Origin of the sequence: Blautia sp. aa_0143, from assembly GCF_004167315.1 — a bacterium.
Taxonomy (GTDB): Bacteria; Bacillota; Clostridia; order Lachnospirales; family Lachnospiraceae; genus Blautia_A; species Blautia_A fusiformis.
The window spans coordinates 90,814-106,958 of the sequence record NZ_RCXU01000008.1 but is presented as its reverse complement, the minus strand read 5'-3'; the positions used below and the strand labels follow the sequence as shown (position 1 = coordinate 106,958).

General features: G+C 46.2%; 17 protein-coding genes. 1 reads left to right on the top strand and 16 read right to left on the bottom strand.

The window, feature by feature from the left end; all coding sequences use genetic code 11:
- Window positions 1-116 precede the first annotated feature (116 nt).
- From EAI83_RS05600 to infC, 10 genes are all read right to left on the bottom strand, one after another.
- Window positions 117-881, bottom strand: coding sequence for a polysaccharide deacetylase family protein (locus EAI83_RS05600; protein WP_118752769.1), 765 nt, complete (start codon window positions 879-881; stop codon window positions 117-119).
- Between the two features lie 102 nt (window positions 882-983).
- Window positions 984-1,604 (bottom strand): cytidylate kinase-like family protein, encoded by a 621-nt coding sequence (locus tag EAI83_RS05595; RefSeq protein WP_129974745.1) that lies wholly within the window; start codon window positions 1,602-1,604, stop codon window positions 984-986.
- A 10-nt stretch (window positions 1,605-1,614) separates the two neighbouring features.
- A complete protein-coding gene (locus tag EAI83_RS05590; protein WP_015526086.1) occupies window positions 1,615-2,325 on the bottom strand; it encodes an ABC transporter ATP-binding protein in 711 nt (236 codons plus the stop codon).
- Window positions 2,326-2,339: 14 nt separating this feature from the next.
- Window positions 2,340-3,098: an ABC transporter ATP-binding protein gene (locus EAI83_RS05585; RefSeq protein ID WP_021651650.1), complete on the bottom strand. Its 759-nt coding sequence runs from the start codon at window positions 3,096-3,098 to the stop codon at window positions 2,340-2,342.
- Between the two features lie 2 nt (window positions 3,099-3,100).
- Window positions 3,101-4,174, bottom strand: a complete 1,074-nt coding sequence (locus EAI83_RS05580; RefSeq protein ID WP_021651649.1) for a branched-chain amino acid ABC transporter permease — start codon at window positions 4,172-4,174, stop codon at window positions 3,101-3,103.
- 10 nt (window positions 4,175-4,184) lie between these two features.
- A complete protein-coding gene (locus EAI83_RS05575) occupies window positions 4,185-5,069 on the bottom strand; it encodes a branched-chain amino acid ABC transporter permease (RefSeq protein WP_015526088.1) in 885 nt (294 codons plus the stop codon).
- 96 nt (window positions 5,070-5,165) lie between these two features.
- Complete coding sequence (locus tag EAI83_RS05570) at window positions 5,166-6,323, bottom strand: ABC transporter substrate-binding protein (protein ID WP_015526089.1); 1,158 nt, start codon at window positions 6,321-6,323, stop codon at window positions 5,166-5,168.
- A gap of 236 nt (window positions 6,324-6,559) precedes the next feature.
- Window positions 6,560-6,916 (bottom strand): 50S ribosomal protein L20, encoded by a 357-nt coding sequence (gene rplT, locus EAI83_RS05565; RefSeq protein WP_015526090.1) that lies wholly within the window; start codon window positions 6,914-6,916, stop codon window positions 6,560-6,562.
- A 33-nt stretch (window positions 6,917-6,949) separates the two neighbouring features.
- Entirely contained in the window at window positions 6,950-7,147 is a 198-nt protein-coding gene (rpmI, locus tag EAI83_RS05560; protein WP_021651646.1) for a 50S ribosomal protein L35, read from the bottom strand.
- An 83-nt stretch (window positions 7,148-7,230) separates the two neighbouring features.
- The gene (gene infC, locus EAI83_RS05555) at window positions 7,231-7,725 is read right to left on the bottom strand and encodes a translation initiation factor IF-3 (RefSeq protein ID WP_129974744.1); all 495 of its coding nucleotides are present in this window, start codon (window positions 7,723-7,725) and stop codon (window positions 7,231-7,233) included.
- Window positions 7,726-8,165: 440 nt separating this feature from the next.
- On the opposite strand from infC, the gene EAI83_RS05550 reads away from it, so the two are divergent.
- A complete protein-coding gene (locus tag EAI83_RS05550; protein WP_021651645.1) occupies window positions 8,166-8,489 on the top strand; it encodes a DUF1540 domain-containing protein in 324 nt (107 codons plus the stop codon).
- Window positions 8,490-8,612: 123 nt separating this feature from the next.
- On the opposite strand, the gene ftsZ is transcribed toward EAI83_RS05550, so the two are convergent.
- The 6 genes from ftsZ to mraY all read right to left on the bottom strand — a co-directional run bounded on the left by ftsZ (window position 8,613) and on the right by mraY (window position 16,085).
- Complete coding sequence (gene ftsZ, locus EAI83_RS05545) at window positions 8,613-9,764, bottom strand: cell division protein FtsZ (RefSeq protein ID WP_129974752.1); 1,152 nt, start codon at window positions 9,762-9,764, stop codon at window positions 8,613-8,615.
- A gap of 251 nt (window positions 9,765-10,015) precedes the next feature.
- Window positions 10,016-11,299: a cell division protein FtsQ/DivIB gene (locus EAI83_RS05540; RefSeq protein ID WP_059086746.1), complete on the bottom strand. Its 1,284-nt coding sequence runs from the start codon at window positions 11,297-11,299 to the stop codon at window positions 10,016-10,018.
- Complete coding sequence (gene murA, locus EAI83_RS05535) at window positions 11,296-12,576, bottom strand: UDP-N-acetylglucosamine 1-carboxyvinyltransferase (protein WP_243113446.1); 1,281 nt, start codon at window positions 12,574-12,576, stop codon at window positions 11,296-11,298. The genes EAI83_RS05540 and murA overlap by 4 nt, the downstream gene beginning before the upstream one ends.
- 27 nt (window positions 12,577-12,603) lie before the next feature.
- Window positions 12,604-13,704 carry an FtsW/RodA/SpoVE family cell cycle protein gene (locus EAI83_RS05530; RefSeq protein WP_015526098.1) on the bottom strand — a complete coding sequence of 367 codons (1,101 nt, stop codon included), beginning with the start codon at window positions 13,702-13,704 and terminating at the stop codon, window positions 12,604-12,606.
- 54 nt (window positions 13,705-13,758) lie between these two features.
- A complete protein-coding gene (murD, locus tag EAI83_RS05525) occupies window positions 13,759-15,114 on the bottom strand; it encodes a UDP-N-acetylmuramoyl-L-alanine--D-glutamate ligase (RefSeq protein ID WP_129974743.1) in 1,356 nt (451 codons plus the stop codon).
- Between the two features lie 14 nt (window positions 15,115-15,128).
- Window positions 15,129-16,085 (bottom strand): phospho-N-acetylmuramoyl-pentapeptide-transferase, encoded by a 957-nt coding sequence (gene mraY / locus EAI83_RS05520; RefSeq protein ID WP_015526100.1) that lies wholly within the window; start codon window positions 16,083-16,085, stop codon window positions 15,129-15,131.
- Window positions 16,086-16,145 lie beyond the last annotated feature (60 nt).

Sequence of the window (16,145 nt, the reverse complement as noted above, 5' to 3'; positions counted from 1 at the left end):
TATCCGGCAACGATCGTTTCATTTGTTTCCGGCATACGGACAGATTCCTTATTTTTATAATTTTACCTGTTTGCACATAAAAAAGCAATCGTTTCTGCCTTTTCGGCAAATCACAGTTACATCACCAGCAGCTGATCTGCAGTTACCAGGTCATATCCTTCTTCCGTAAGCATATCCGCGATCTCCAGGGCCGCTTCCACGGATGTAGAAAAGCTGTCATGCATCAGGATAATGGAGCCATCCTTCACTTGTCTTTTTACGATATTTTCCACAGAACGGACATTTTTTGATTTCCAGTCCAGAGTATCCACATCCCAAAATACCGGCAGCATGGTCACACAGAGCTCCAGATCCTTCGGCCATGCACCGTAGGGCGGGCGAAGATACATGGGATATTCTCCGGTGATCTCGTAGATCTCATTATTCGTCTTTATGATCTGCTGACAGGCCTGGTCACCGGGAAGCTTATCAAGCTGCACGTGATCATACGTGTGATTACCGATGAGATGACCGTCTCTCTGCATCTGCGTTACGATCTCCTCATTTCCCCGGATATTTTTTCCCATAAGAAAAAATGTGGCATGGATCCCACGCTTCCGCAGGCCATCCAGAAGCAAAGGTGTATATGTTGCATGCGGTCCATCATCAAAGGTAAGAGCCACACGTGGACGATCCTCTTTTTCGCTTCTGTCAGAGGCTGTCTCAGCCACCGGTTCTGCTACTTTTTGTCTGTACTGCGCCGCCACCAGCCGGAACATCCCCTCACCGGCGATCATTCTGGTCACCCGCATCCGAAATGCACTGTCTGAGATTTTTCCATATCCGCTGAGCAGGATCAATACCATTGCCACTACACAGAAATATTTTTTTCGCTTATCCATATTTCCCGCCGGATCAAATATACTTTTCCACAATATATGAAAAAATCCCCGGGAAAAGACTTTTGGCTTTTCTTTCCCGGGGAATATTCTCTGATATATGTCTTATTTTTTCAGGATCTCAAGTGCACTCTCGATCTCCTCCACGCATTTCTCATAACCAAGGGTACCGTTATCCAGGCACAGATTATATTTCGTCATGTCTGCCCAGTCAACACCCATGAAACGTTTGCAGAAATCTTCTTTGCGTTTGTCATCTTTATGCATGAATTTCTCAATGTCCTTTGTGGTTCCGCTGAGCTTCTTGCTTGCCTCGCGGATACGGAAATCCCAGTCTCCGTAAACAAACACACGGAGAACATTGGAATAGTCTTTCAGGATCATGTTTGCACAACGTCCGATAATCACACATGACTCTGTCTCTGCCAGCTGGCGGATGATTTTTGCCTGATAATTGAACAGGTTCTCATCGGATGTAAAATCCTTGCTCTGAGGCGGGATCAGCTCACCCTTGTAGATTCCGGACTTTGCAAAAAATCTCTGCTTTGTGCTGACATTTTCATCTGCCCTTCCAAAAAGCTGCTCATGAATGCCACTCTCCTCGGATGCCATACGGATGATATCCTTATCATAGTAAGAAATCCCTAATTTCTTTGCAAGCTCCTCTCCGATGGTACGTCCACCGCTTCCATACTGTCTTGCAATGGTAATTACGAAATTATCCATGTCTTTCCCCCTACTCTCCAAGATATGCCTTCTGAACGGCCTCGTCATTCAGAAGATCCTCTGCCTTTCCATCCATAGTAATGCTTCCTGTTTCCAGAACGTACGCTCTGTCCGCAATGGAAAGAGCCTTCTTCGCATTCTGCTCAACCAGAAGCACTGTAGTTCCGCTCTCACTTACCTCGCGGATAATGTCAAAAATCTCATTTACAAAAATCGGCGACAGACCCATGGACGGCTCATCCATCAAAATGATCCTTGGTCTGCTCATCAGTGCACGTCCCATGGCAAGCATCTGCTGCTCACCACCGGAAAGTGTTCCGGCACGCTGTCCTTTACGTTCTTCCAGACGCGGAAATCTCTTGTATACACCAGCAAGGCTCTCTGCGATCTCTGCCTTGTCTTTTCTTGTGTAAGCTCCAAGAAGAAGATTCTCATAAACGGACATATCCGCAAATACTCGTCTTCCTTCCGGAACGTGTGCCATTCCCATTTCTACGATCTTATGGGCTGGTGTTCTTGTGAGGTCTTTTCCCTCAAACACAATGCTTCCGGACTTCGGAGAAAGAATTCCGGTAAGTGTCTGAAGTGTGGTTGTCTTTCCGGCACCGTTGGCACCGATCAGCGCAATAACCTCTCCCTGATTTACATGAAAAGAAATTCCCTTCAGGGCCTGGATCACACCATAGTAGACCTGGAGGTCCTTTACTTCCAACATTGCCATTGTCTCGTTCCTCCTTATTCTCCCAGATATGCAGTGATAACCGTCGGGTCTTTCAGCACTGCAGATGTCTCACCCTGGATCAGTACCTGACCGAAGTTCAGAACTGTAAGTTCCTCACAGATACCGCCCACCAGTTTCATGTCGTGCTCGATCAGAAGAACAGTCATATCAAAATGCTCCCGCACAAAACGGATAGTATCCATCAGCTCCTGTGTCTCATTCGGGTTCATACCAGCCGCCGGCTCATCCAAGAGAAGAAGCTTCGGCTCTGTGGCAAGAGCTCTGGCAATCTCCAGCTTACGCTGTTTACCATAAGGCAGGTTACCTGCCAGAGTGTCTGCTTCCTTATCCAGATCAAACACCCTCAGTATCTCCATGGCACGTTCGTTCATCTCTTTTTCTACCTTGTAATACTTCGGCAGCCTTAAGATTCCGGTCAGTGTGGAATATGGATGATGATTGTGAAGTCCTACTTTTACATTGTCAAGAACCGGCATATCCTTGAAAAGACGGATATTCTGGAAGGTTCTTGCGATTCCGGCCTTGTTGATCTCAATGGTGCTTTTTCCTGTGATATCCTGGCCGTCCAGTTTAATGATTCCCTCTGTAGGCTTGTACACGCCTGTGAGAAGATTGAATACTGTTGTCTTACCGGCACCGTTAGGTCCGATCAGTCCATAGAGCTGTCCCTTCTCAATGGTCATATTAAAGCCGTCAACAGCACGAAGACCGCCGAACTGGATAGACAGATTATTTACTTCCAGCATTGCCATGATCAGGCCACCTCCTTTTTCTCTTTTTTGCCTTTGAATTTCTCTACCATACGTGCTCTCCAGTCTCTTGCTGCCGGTGCCCAGTTAAAGAGCATCATGATGATCAGTACGATAGCATAGATCAGCATACGGTAGTTTGCGAATCCACGGAGAAGCTCAGGCAGTGCATAGAGGATAATTGTTGCAATGATAGATCCTCTGATATTTCCGATTCCTCCAAGTACTACATACACAAGTACCAGAATGGACATATTGTAATCGAATACAGATACCTTCAGAAGAGAAAGGTTATGTGCATACAGCACACCTGCAACTCCTGCAAGGGCTGCAGAAATGGTAAATGCCAGCAGCTTATATCTGGTGATATTGATTCCTACAGACTCCGCTGCAATACGGTTGTCCCTGGTTGACATAATAGCACGTCCGCTTCTGGAGTTTACAAGGTTCTGTACAATAAACAATGTGAGAAGAAGCAGGATCACGCCGATCAGGAAAAAGTAATTCTTGATATCTTTATAAAGAGTTGCTGTTCCGGAAATACCAAGGGCACCCTTGAGGATCTGCTTTCCGCCGGCTTCCAGATGAAGACCGGCTGCACTTGTTGCAACGTGAAGTCCTTTGTCATCCACGCCAATGTAAAGTACATTGATCAGGTTCTTGATGATCTCACCAAAAGCCAGTGTAACAATAGCCAGGTAGTCACCGCGGAGACGAAGTACCGGAATACCGATGATCACACCGAACAGTGCTGCAACTGCCGCACCTACAAGGATTGCAAGGATAAAGCGAGGAACCTGCGGAATGGAGTCTGCAACAACCTGTGAAAACAGGGCACTGGAAAAAGCTCCCACGCACATGAAGCCCGCATGTCCAAGGCTCAGCTCACCGGAAAAACCGACTACCAGGTTCAGGGAAACTGATGCAATGGTATAAACACAAAGGGGAACAAGAAGTCCCATAAGAAGTCTGGAAAGATTTCCAGTTGAGGAAAGTGCCTGTACAATCACAAAAAGCACAATGACAATTCCATAGTTGATCATGTTATTTTTTGTTGTTTTGTTTTTCATATTCTTCATATCGGCCACCTTACACTTTCTCCTGGATGTTCTTGCCGAACAGTCCGGTAGGTTTTACAAGAAGCACGACGATCAGGACTGCAAATACGATCGCATCTGCAACCTGGGAAGAAATATAAGCTTTTCCGAAGATCTCGATGATTCCCAGAAGGATGCCGCCGACCATAGCTCCCGGAATCGAACCGATTCCACCGAATACAGCAGCTACGAAAGCTTTGATACCAGGCATGGCTCCTGTGTACGGAGTCAGTGTCGGATAAGTCTGACAGAGCAGAAGGCCTGCGATCGCTGCAAGTCCGGAACCAATGGCAAATGTGAGGGAAATTGTCGCATTGACGTTAACTCCCATCAGCTGTGCCGCATCTCTGTCCTCGGAAACCGCCTGCATGGCACGGCCAGGTTTTGTCTTTTTTACAAAGAGGGAAAGTCCCACCATGATAATGATACATGCAAGGATGGTTACGATGGTGATTCCCTTGATGGTAAGCTCACCGTCAAACAGTGTGATGGACGGAACTTTGATAACAGCTACGAAACTCTTGGCATCTGCGCCGAAGATCAGAAGTGCCAGGTTCTGAAGCAGATAACTGACACCGATAGCCGTGATAAGAACGGCCAGGTTTGAGGAAGCTTTTCTAAGTGGACTGTAAGCTACCTTCTCAATGACAACACCAAGCAGTGTACAGATCACAACGGAAAGGATCACAGCAAGGATCGGTGACATGCCGCCTCTTGTGATACAGGTAAGGATGATATAAGCTCCCACCATAATAACATCTCCGTGTGCGAAGTTCAGCATCTTGGCAATACCATAAACCATGGTATATCCAAGTGCGATGATCGCATAGATACTGCCAAGACTGATGCCGTCTTTTAAATAAGATATAAAACTCATAACGCACCTCTTTTAATTGTTTATTGATAAGGGAAAAAGGGGACGGTTCCCACTAAAGGTGACCGTCCCCTGACCCCTAACGTTAACAGAAATTACTTATTTCATCTCTACATAAGCACCGTCTTTGATCTCGAATGCTTTCGGCTCTTTATCACACTCGCCATCCTCGGTCCATTTTGCTTTTCCGGTAAGTCCGTCAAGCTCGATGTTTGCCATGGATGCGCTCATTGCTGCACTGATGTCTGCATTTTCCATATCTGGTGTGATCTTTGCATCGTCAGCTGCAAGCTGCATTGCGTAAAGTACATCATATGTATCTGCCGCAAACTGGTTCGGGATCTCACCGTTGTGAGCATCGCCGTATGCTTTTACGAAGTTCTGGCTCTTCTCATCTGTAGCTGTTGCGGAGAATGGTGTCAGAAGCATAACACCCTCTGCAAGGGATTTATCGAAGTTCTCTACATTGAGGATACCATCCATGCCATCTACACCAAAGAATTTAATGTCAAGTCCTGCCTCAGATGCCTGCTGAAGGATCAGCGCATTGTCGGAATAGTAGTTCGGAAGGAAAAGAAGCTCAGCGCCGCTCTTCTTGATCTTTGCAAGCTGTACAGAATAGTCTGTGTTGCTGTCTGTTGTGTAAGCCTCATCTGCAACTACTTCAAGTCCGTCATCAGCAGCTGCTGCAACGAATGCGTCATGTACACCGGAGTTGTAGTCAGCAGCGGAATCATAAAGTACTGCTACTTTCGTTGCAAGTTTGTGCTCGGAAATGTACTGAGCAGATTTGGTTCCCTGTGCCGGGTCTGTGAAACACATACGGAACTCGTTTGTTCCTGCTGTGATACAGTCAAGTGCTGTTGCGGATGGTGTGAAGAGGAATGTATCCTCGGCTGCCTCAGCTCCTACTGCGATACAAGAACCGGATGTTACAGTTCCACAGAGCATCTGCATTCCTTTATCGATCAGGTCATTGTATGCGTTAACAGCCTTCTCTGGATCTCCCTGGTCATCACCTGCGTCAAGAATCTCTACTTTATATCCGTTGAATCCACCGTTCTCGTTGATCTCATCAGCTGCGATCTTGGCTGCGTTGTATACGTTGGTACCGTACTGTGCGTAATCACCTGTCATCGGTCCGATCACACCGATCTTAAATGTCTCATCTGCTGCAAAAACGGATGTAGGCATCATCATAGCTGCTGTCATCGCTGCTGCTGATGCAACGCCGATTACTTTCTTCCAATTCTTCATAATAATCTCTCCTCCTGCGCTTTGTCGCGTTACTAATGTTTAATGGTAAAATTATAGCATCGCATATTTTTTATTTCAAGGGCAAATTTAGTTATCTGTTGTTTTTCGTCTGATTGCACAACGCGGACACTTGTCCGCTGTACAGCTTGTGTCGTTTTTCGGCAAATTGTCTGAATTTTTTTACAAAAAAATCCAGGGAAAAATTCCCTGGACTCCTTCGTCTCTTAATACTTTACTTATGCGATTGCTTTCTTAGCGATCTCAGCAAGAGCTGTGAAGCCTGCTGCATCGTTAACAGCCATCTCTGCAAGCATCTTTCTATTGATGTCGATGTTTGCAACCTTAAGGCCGTGCATCATTTTGCTGTAAGAAAGTCCGTTCATTCTTGCTGCTGCGTTGATACGAGCGATCCAAAGCTGTCTGAACTGACGTTTCTTCTGTTTTCTTCCTGCATAGGAGCTTGTAAGAGCTCTCATTACAGACTGTTTTGCTACTCTATACTGTTTGGAACGGGCTCCTCTGTAGCCTTTTGCCAGTTTTAATGTACGGTTATGTCTTTTCTTTGCGTTTAATCCGCCTTTAATTCTTGCCATTTCTTAATTCTCCTCCTGTTCGTCTTCTCTATCTTATAAATATGGTAATACTTTCTTCATGCTCTTTACATTAGTAGAATCAACAACAGTAGATTTTCTCAGATTTCTCTTTCTCTTCTGAGATTTCTTTGTAAGGATATGGCTCTTGTAGGCTTTATTTCTTACTAATTTTCCTGTACCTGTTTTTTTAAAGCGCTTTGCTGCTGCTCTGCAAGTTTTAATTTTTGGCATTATGAATTCCTCCTTGATTTGGTACTTCTAAATTTTATATAGCATCCCGTTCTGCCCGGCTGTTGCCGTGAAGACTGAGATATCTACCGTTTCTCAGTCAGAAACATAGTCATGCTTCTGCCTTCTACCTTCGGAGCCTTCTCTACAGTCGCTATATCGGACAGAAGATCTGCGAAGTCATCAAGCACATGCCTACTGCTGGACATATGTGCCATCTCTCTTCCGCGGAAACGAAGTGTAACCTTAACTCTGTCGCCCTTGCTAAGGAACTTTCTTGCTGCATTTACCTTCGTCTTCAAATCATTCGTATCAATGTTCGGGGAAAGACGCACTTCTTTGACATCGATGGTTTTCTGCTTTTTTCTGGACTCTTTTTCTTTTCTTGCAAGCTCGTAACGGTATTTACCGTAATCGATGATCTTGCATACCGGCGGTTTCGCCTGTGGGGCAATCTTTACAAGGTCAAGTCCTGCCTCCTGCGCTTTCGCCATCGCTTCTCTGGCGGACACGATTCCAAGCTGAGCTCCGTCCGGACCAATCAAGCGTACCTCTCTGTCTCTGATCTGTTCGTTAATCATTAAACCGCTAATTGTTGTACACCTCCATGAACATGATAGAATTATTTTTTTCTTTCTCATTAATGTAGCTTAAGCCGCACAAAAAAAGCGCAGACAGATGTCCACACTTCAAATAATTACACCTGCGCACTGATGGTTGGTCCGTTCGCAGTACTGTGTAATATTGACCTGAGTCGCTTATCTTCAGCGCTGAGGTGAGAGTGAACTCTGCTTTCTTTTCGCTACGTACTTTAAGAGGATACCATGGTGTCTGCTATTTGTCAACTGTTTTTTATATTATTATGTATTTATTTTTTGAGTATAAATTTTTCTTCTTCCGGACATACTATGCAACATCGGAATCTGTCAAGCCTTACCGCAGTGCTGACGATCAGACAGGATGCGCATTCCGGCAGGCTGACGGTTTCCGGTAAAATCATAATTATCAGGAGGACACTTTTATGACAAGTCTTAAATGCTCCGCACACAACTGCTGCTATAACAAAAATTCTCTCTGCTCCAGGGGATCCATCAGTGTCGAAGGTGCAGATGCTCGTTATGCGGACGACACCGCCTGTGAAAGCTTCCGTGACCAGGAAGAGTGCGCTGTAAAAAATTCCGCAGATCCCTGCTGTGGGTGTGAGACCATTAACATCGACTGCAAAGCACACAACTGCACCTACAATGAGCACTGCAAATGCACCGCAGCTTCCATCAATGTATCCGGTGCCAATGCGCATCGCTGCTGTGATACAAAATGTGATACTTTCAGCTGCGAATGCTGATATCCTGAACAGAAATCCTGTTTCCATACAGAGCAGACATTCCTGTTTCTTTTGATCAGAAAGTCAAAAAGATCCGGCAGCATTCCAGATGGAGTCTCTGCCGGATCTTATCCTGTTCATTTATTATCTGTTCTTAAGAAAATCCGGGATCTGGATATCCTTTTTCTGAACAGTGCTTGTAGGAGCCTTTGTTCCAAACTGTGTGGAACTCATAGTCGGCAGGCTGAAGCTTGGCATGTTAAGGTTCATACCGCCTGGCTGTGACTGGCTTGTTTTTTTGGTGTTTCCGAATACAGAATTGGAAGCTCTGTTTCCAAATGGTGTGTTCTGAAGGTTATTGTCTGTAAGACCTGTAGCAATAACTGTAATTCTCGCATAATCTGCAACAGAATCATCATACATAGCACCAAAGATGATGTTTGCATCCTCACCTGTAAGCTCCTGTACATAGCTTGCAGCATCGTTGGCATCCATAAGAGAAATATCTCCGGAAATGTTGATGATCACATGAGTAGCGCCCTTGATGGTTGTCTCAAGAAGCGGAGAAGATACCGCCTGCTGTACAGCCTCCATAGCCTTGTCATCACCTCTTGCCTCACCGATACCGATATGAGCGATTCCCTTGTCTGTCATGACTGTCTGCACATCTGCAAAGTCAAGGTTGATCAGAGCCGGCAGATTGATCAGGTCTGTAATACCCTGTACTGCCTGCTGAAGAACCTCATCAGCCTTACGCAGTGCTTCCGGCATGGTTGTTCTTCTGTCAACGATTTCAAGTAATTTGTCATTTGGGATGACAATCAATGTGTCAACTGCTTTCTTCAGATTTTCGATTCCCGCAAGTGCATTGTTCATACGGGTCTTTGCTTCAAAACGGAAAGGCTTGGTAACAACACCGACAGTCAGGATACCCATCTCTTTTGCCGCACCGGCGATCACAGGAGCAGCTCCGGTTCCGGTTCCGCCTCCCATACCACAGGTAACGAAAACCATGTCCGCTCCCTCGATGATCTTCTTAACTTCCTCAATGCTCTCCTCAGCTGCCTTCTGTCCAACCTCCGGCTGTGCACCGGCGCCGAGACCTTTCGTAATTTTCTCACCAATCTGAAGTACAGTCGGAGCTTTACACAGTGTCAGAGCCTGTTTATCGGTATTAACACCTACAAACTCAACTCCGCCAATGGCCTCTTCCACCATTCTGTTTACCGCATTATTACCTGCGCCGCCTACTCCAATTACAATAATTTTCGCAGAAGACTCAGCCTCATTCGTCATTATCTCTAACAATGTACTTCCTCCTTTATTTCTACCTGATATCCGATTCAGTGTAATAATCTATTCCAAGCTACATATACACATAGTTATATCATATATTTTTTTCGGTAATTAATCAACCATTAATTTTGTTTTTTTATACTTTTTTCACTAAATTTCGGCACTGTTTCTATTAACCGAAACATTTACAAAACAATCTCTGGCAAAATGTCCAAATACTGGCACTATATATTAAGAAAGCTTTTTTATCTTTACTCATAATCGGACTCATCACTGTAATCGCTGTACGAATTTTCATCATAATCCTCAGCTCCTTCTTCCTGATCACTGCTGTAATCAGCCTCTTCCTCGGTGCTGTCCGTACTGCTGTCTGAAGAGTCTTCTTCATTTTCTGTATCTTCGGTATCCGTACTCTGAGCATCTGGATCTTCGGAGTCTGTTCCGTCTCCGGAGCTTTCTGCCGAAGCCTGATAATCCTCCAGAGCGCCTACGTAATTGCCATCACGGTCATATTCACTGACTCCGTCATAGCCTCCGTCTTCCCGGTAACCGCCCTTCCAGTTTCCTTTTTCTGCCATGGTTTCTTCTGTGGGGGCTTCGCCTACATAGGTCATGTTGGCATCGTACTCACCACTGCCTGTGTAATCTCCCTCTTCATCATAGCCACCTACCCAGTTTTCCTGCGCATACTCCAGATCCGTCTGCGGTTTCGGTCCTACATAGTTGCCATTTTCGTCGTATTCGCCTTCTCCGGTGTAATTTCCTTCCTCATCATAGCCTCCGGTCCAGTTTTCTGCGGAAGTCTGGCTCTCATCCTGTTCCTGCTCCAGGGTAATGTTCTTGGAATTATCATTTACATTTTCTGCATGGAGAATTCCTTTTTTTTCGGAAATCATCGGAAGGATAGCCAGAACTCTGGTCATTTTGTCTTCCAGATATTCATCCTTTCCAAGTTTAACTGTGATATCCCCGTAAACAAGACTGATCTGTCCGTCGTCTTCAAATTCAATGTGATCCGGAACCTTATCATTTTTTGCAAAAATAGTAGAAAGAGCAACTGCCGTGTTCATCACCGTTTCATCCTTGATGGGGAGTTTCTCGTTCTGGATCACTTTTTTGACTTTGATCCCGTCAAAAAACGGAATTTTTTCGTTACGTTCCGTGGATCCTTCCACAAAAATACCGTTTCTGTCAAAATAAATATAACTGTCCAGATAAGGGATACAGCCAACGATATCCTTCTCCTTCACACTGACACAGATGGTGTGCCGGTTCAGCCTTGTTACGGTATAGCCTTCTATAAAGGGAACATCCTTTGTGTTCTGCTTAGTATAAAGAAGCGGTGCAAGAACAGAATTGGATGCCAGCGGCCCCCTAAGCACCATCTTCCTGATCTGTTTTTCAGAATAATGGTTGCTGCCCATCACCTGCACTTCATCTACCTGATAATACGTAAAAAAGAAAATAATTCCTGCCAGCAGCAGGACAAGAAGTCCGCCAACTGCTTTCAGTGGCTTTTTTTTTGATGTTTTCATAAAGTTCCTCTGTCCTTTATCAGCAGACCGCCCAGTGCGGTCAGATCCTCACAGATATGTTCATAGCCTCTTTCTATGAAACAACAGCCCCGGATCCTGGTAATCCCCTGCGCGGCAAGTGCTGCGATCACAAGTGCCGCACCTCCGCGAAGTTCCTCTGCTTCCACAGTACAACCGTTCAGGGGCTGCCCTCCGTATATCACGGCAACTCCATCCCGGATCTGGATCTGTGCTCCCATTTTACAGAGCCATGAAGCTGTTTTATATCTGTCTTCAAAAATCTTCTCGCGGATCCTGCTCACTCCCGGGATCGTGGCCAGTACCGCCATCGCAGGAGACTGCAGGTCTGTAGGAAATCCCGGATAAACTTCTGTTTCCAGAAGCTCCAGGGGAAAACCTGTATTTTTTCCGTTGACTATTAGTTTACCACCTACCCTGCGGCATTGTCCACCCATTTTCCGATATACGTCCAGGATTCCATCCATTTCCTCCAGAGGCGGATTTTCCAGGATGATCTCTCCTCTGGTTGCCGCCGCTGCCATGAGATAGGTTCCGGCGACAATACGGTCTGGTGGAATGCAGCCATCGCCAGCTTCAAGCTTCTCCACCCCTTCAATACAGATACAGCCATTTTCACGAATCCGGATCTTTGCACCCATTCCGGTAAGATAATGGCAAAGCCAATAAATTTCCGGTTCACAGGCGCAGCCGTTAAGGACTGTTTTCCCCTCTGCAAGGACCGCTGCCAGAATGCCCTGTTCTGTAGCGCCTACACTTCTTTTTTGAAAAAACATCTCTGCGCCTCGGAGTTTTCCACAGGATGCCCGGATCATTCCGCCGTTTTCCACCACAGCTGCACCAAGGCGGCGCAAAACCTGGATATGAAGATCCACCGGCCGCTTCCCGATCACACAGCCTCCGGGATATCCTGTCTGTGCCTTTTTGCTCCGCCCCAGCATTGCTCCCATTAAGATCACGGAAGAACGCATTTTTCCGGAATAACACTCCGGTATCATGGTGCCGTCCGCATGGCTGCAGTCCAGATAAAGATCTTGACCTTCCCACCAGGTTTCTGCCCCCAGATATTTCAAGATCTTTTCCATCAAATATACATCACTGATTCTCGGGCATCCCCGCAGTACACTGGTCCCGGTGCTTAAGAGTGCTGCTGCCATAACCGGAAGTGCCGCATTTTTTGACCCCTGGATCCGGACGCTTCCATGTAGCGGCCTGCCTCCGGTCACGATGATCTCATCGATCTCATTCAAGTATTCCACTCCTAAAAGGGCCTCTTACTTGTTATTCTATGTGATCCTTCCATGTCTGTGACTGCTGACACTTAAGGCCAGCCCCATTTCCCCCAGAAGAAAAACAACAGAAGTTCCGCCATAGCTTACAAAGGGCAGAGTGATCCCGGTGTTGGGAATCGTATTCGTTACTACTGCAACATTCAGGACTACCTGGATCGCCATATGTGCCATGATCCCGGCGCACAGCAGCGTTCCCTGCAGATCCCGGCAGTTTAATGCCAGAATACAAAGCCTCCAGATCAAAATACCAAACAGAAAAAGTGTCAGAAAGGCTCCCAGTATCCCCGTTTCCTCACACACAATAGAAAATATCATATCATTCTGGGCTTCCGGGACAAATCCCAGCTTCTGCAGACTGTTCCCGAACCCCTTGCCGAAGATCCCTCCGCTTCCGATCGCATACAGGCCCTGTATAGTCTGAAATCCTTTTTCATATTTTTCCGGATCCCGCCAGATTGCCAGGCGTTCCAGACGATAACTCTCCGCGGCAAGAAAAACCGCAATAAATCCTATCCCCGCACCTCCAAGTGCGAGAAACTGCAGATACCTGGGATTGGCCACAAAGATCAGCAGCACACCGATCCCCAGAATGATCACCGCTGTGCTTAAGTTATTGGAGCCCACCAGACCTGCTACCGGAAGCAAAGTCATCATAGTCCTGCAGATAAACCAGAATCCAGTTGTTTTGCTTTTTGTATTGCTGATCTGCCACACCAGAAACAATATCACTGCCACCTTGGAAAACTCCGACGGCTGAAAGGAAAGCGGCCCCAGGTTCAGCCACCTCTTCGATCCATTGATCTCCTGTCCGAAAAGCAGGACTGCAGCAGACAGAAAAAGCGAAAAAATATAGGCAGCCGGCGCCAGCTTTACAGACAGTCGGTAATCTACCCGTGATGCCAGATACATAACAAGCAGCCCCAGTGCCGTGGCAAAGAGCTGCTTCTTAAAATAATAGGCAGAGTCGTGGAAACGTACTCTGCCATTATATTCACTTGCCGAAAAAAGCGCCCCGAGTCCCAATACCACCAGAATCAGAACCAGTACCCAGAGAACGGTATCTGTCTTTCCGGTCTGTTTCTGTCCTGCCTTCATGCATGGCCTCCACAGTGGTCTTTATTTCAGCTTATGTATGTATTTTTCGGATTATTACAGTGCTTTCACGTATTCCTTGAACATGTCACCGCGCTGCTCATAATTATCAAACTGTCCCCAGCTCGCACATGCCGGTGAAAGCAGAACTGCATCTCCGGAATTGGCTTTTTCCGCACAGACCCGGACAGCTTCCTTCAGATCCTCGCAGAGGATGATATCTGTAAATCCAAGACGTTCTGCTGCTGCTTTGATCTTCTCTTTCGTCTGACCGATGAGAACAAGATAACGGACTTTTCCGTCGAAGGATTCTATCCACTCATCATAGCTGGATTCCTTGTCATAGCCACCGCCGATCAGAAGAGTCGGACGGTTCATTGCCTGAATCCCCTTGATGGCCGCATCCGGATTGGTTCCCTTGGAATCGTTGTAATATGCAACACCGTTTTTCTCTGTCACATACTCGATCCTGTGTGGAACTGCCACAAACTCACAGACACTCTTGCGGATACTCTCCACAGAAACGCCCGCATAATATGCCATGGCGGCAGCTGCCATTACATTCTCGTGATTATGACGTCCCAGGATCTTAAGCTCTTCGGTTTTTACGATCGGTATCTCTTCTTTTTCTGTTTTGAGAATGATCTGATCTCCGTCCAGATAGATTCCCCGATCCAGTTTGCGAATACTTGAGAAATATACCACCTTCGGAACGATATTTTCACCGAATTTACGAAGGACTTCATCCTCGTAATTCAGAACACATACATCTTCCGGTCCCTGATTTTTGGTGATCAGCTCTTTTACACGGATGTATTCCTCCATGGTATGATGACGGTTCAGATGGTCCTCTGTGATGTTGAGGATCGCACTTACCTTCGGGCGAAACTGGTCAATAGTCTCCAGCTGAAAGCTGCTGATCTCCGCAACAGTTACGGAATCCTCCCTCATCTCCAATGATTTGGATGTATATGCAGTTCCGATATTTCCTACAACAAATACAGATTCACGGGCATCTCCCATGATCTTTCCGAGAAGTGCTGTTGTTGTTGTCTTGCCGTTGGTTCCTGTGATTGCAAGAACCTCTCCCTTGCCTGTACGATAGGCAAGCTCCACCTCGCTCCATACCGGAAGGCCCTTTTCATAGAAGCTCTTTACCAGCGGCAGGTCTGTGGGAACTCCCGGACTTAGCACTACAAGATCAAGACTGTCCAGCGCTCTCTCCGGAAAATCTCCGGCCCAGATCTCCGGGGTGTATTTTCCGTTTGTTTTATGTAAAACTGCCTCTTTATCAAGATCTGCGTTTCCGTCATAGATCACCGGCTGTGCTCCTGCACTTCCAAGCAGATCAGCTGCTCCAATGCCGCTTTTTCCGGCTCCGAAAACGAGAACTTTTTTTCCTTTTAAATCCATTTTTCTGTTCCTCCTTATAATGCCAGGAGAGCGATCAGGCACATAATAGCAGTTACAACAGAGAACACTGCAACAACTCGTGTCTCAGACCACCCACAAAGCTCAAAATGATGGTGGATAGGCGCCATCTTGAAAATTCTTTTTCCGTGTGTTGCCTTGAAATAGGATACCTGGAGCATAACAGACAATACCTCCACAAGGTAGATCAGTCCGACCAGGATGATAAACAGCGGCATCTGCATGGCATAAGCCACACCAGCCACAAAGCCACCCAATGCCAGAGAACCGGTGTCTCCCATAAATACCTTGGCAGGATATACATTAAACAGAAGGAATCCCATCAGACTGCCCACAACTGCACAGGTAATCGGTTCCACACCACTGTTCATTCCAAGGGAAACCACCGTAAAGAATACTGCCACGATCAAGGTAACACTGGAAGCCAGTCCGTCAAGTCCATCCGTAAAATTGACTCCGTTTACTGTACCGATCACCGCAAAGAACAGTACCGGAACCGCAAACCATCCCAGGTTCAGATAATGTCCGCTCCAGAACGGGATCTTCATAGTCAGGGATACGTTGGAATAATTTACAAGATAAAAAGCAAATACAGCTGTCACAACGATCTGCAGTGCCATTTTCTGCCATGGCAGAAGTCCGTCAGAACGCTTCAGAACTACCTTCAGATAATCATCCAGAAATCCGATCAGTCCAAATCCCAGTGTCAGGAAAAGTACCGGGATGATCATCGGATAATCTCTGATATAAAACAGTGATGTTACAGTTGTTGCAATGAGAAAGATCACCCCACCCATAGTAGGGGTACCGTTCTTTTTCAGGTGGGACTGCACACCCAGCTCTCTCTCTGTCTGTCCCATTTTAAGTCTTCTTAAAAAAGGGATAACAATCGGTCCTAATACAAGGCTGATCGCAAATGAGATCAGCACAGGGATCACAACATGAAACTCCATCCTCACACCTCTAATTCTTTCGTTTTTTTATACTTCTTCAACAGTATAAGGCTTTTATCC

Coding starts and splice junctions, on each gene's coding strand:
- EAI83_RS05600 (WP_118752769.1), bottom strand. CDS start 881: ATGGATAAGCGAAAAAAATATTTCTGTGTAGTGGCAATGGTATTGATC.
- EAI83_RS05595 (WP_129974745.1), bottom strand. CDS start 1,604: ATGGATAATTTCGTAATTACCATTGCAAGACAGTATGGAAGCGGTGGA.
- EAI83_RS05590 (WP_015526086.1), bottom strand. CDS start 2,325: ATGGCAATGTTGGAAGTAAAGGACCTCCAGGTCTACTATGGTGTGATC.
- EAI83_RS05585 (WP_021651650.1), bottom strand. CDS start 3,098: ATGGCAATGCTGGAAGTAAATAATCTGTCTATCCAGTTCGGCGGTCTT.
- EAI83_RS05580 (WP_021651649.1), bottom strand. CDS start 4,174: ATGAAGAATATGAAAAACAAAACAACAAAAAATAACATGATCAACTAT.
- EAI83_RS05575 (WP_015526088.1), bottom strand. CDS start 5,069: ATGAGTTTTATATCTTATTTAAAAGACGGCATCAGTCTTGGCAGTATC.
- EAI83_RS05570 (WP_015526089.1), bottom strand. CDS start 6,323: ATGAAGAATTGGAAGAAAGTAATCGGCGTTGCATCAGCAGCAGCGATG.
- rplT (WP_015526090.1), bottom strand. CDS start 6,916: ATGGCAAGAATTAAAGGCGGATTAAACGCAAAGAAAAGACATAACCGT.
- rpmI (WP_021651646.1), bottom strand. CDS start 7,147: ATGCCAAAAATTAAAACTTGCAGAGCAGCAGCAAAGCGCTTTAAAAAA.
- infC (WP_129974744.1), bottom strand. CDS start 7,725: ATGATTAACGAACAGATCAGAGACAGAGAGGTACGCTTGATTGGTCCG.
- EAI83_RS05550 (WP_021651645.1), top strand. CDS start 8,166: ATGACAAGTCTTAAATGCTCCGCACACAACTGCTGCTATAACAAAAAT.
- ftsZ (WP_129974752.1), bottom strand. CDS start 9,764: ATGACGAATGAGGCTGAGTCTTCTGCGAAAATTATTGTAATTGGAGTA.
- EAI83_RS05540 (WP_059086746.1), bottom strand. CDS start 11,299: ATGAAAACATCAAAAAAAAAGCCACTGAAAGCAGTTGGCGGACTTCTT.
- EAI83_RS05530 (WP_015526098.1), bottom strand. CDS start 13,704: ATGAAGGCAGGACAGAAACAGACCGGAAAGACAGATACCGTTCTCTGG.
- murD (WP_129974743.1), bottom strand. CDS start 15,114: ATGGATTTAAAAGGAAAAAAAGTTCTCGTTTTCGGAGCCGGAAAAAGC.
- mraY (WP_015526100.1), bottom strand. CDS start 16,085: ATGGAGTTTCATGTTGTGATCCCTGTGCTGATCTCATTTGCGATCAGC.